Here is a 202-nt window from a genome sequence, read left to right as displayed (position 1 = left end):
CAGGTCGTAGCCGGGTGGCAGCTGGAGCAGGACCTGGTCCATGAGGTGGTCGCCGGCGGCGTCGGCCACCGTGGACAGGACGGCGCCGATGTCCCACAGCGCGGTGGCCTCGGTGGCGCCCTCGATCCAGGCCGCGGTCGCGCGCACGAACCGCTCGGCGCTGAGGGGCTCGGCGGCCTGCAGCGGGTTGAGCAGGATCAGG

At 74.3% G+C, this 202-nt stretch carries 1 protein-coding gene; it reads right to left on the bottom strand.

The annotated features are described in order from the left end of the window. On the bottom strand, positions 1-202 hold a 202-nt coding region (locus IE98_RS0141850; protein WP_030278078.1), incomplete at both ends, for a DUF2267 domain-containing protein.

The sequence above is a fragment of the Streptomyces sp. NRRL B-24484 genome (assembly GCF_000717715.1).
GTDB lineage: Bacteria > Actinomycetota > Actinomycetes > Streptomycetales > Streptomycetaceae > Kitasatospora.
The sequence above is the reverse complement of the archived record's forward strand: the minus strand, read 5'-3'. Positions and strand labels throughout refer to the sequence as shown.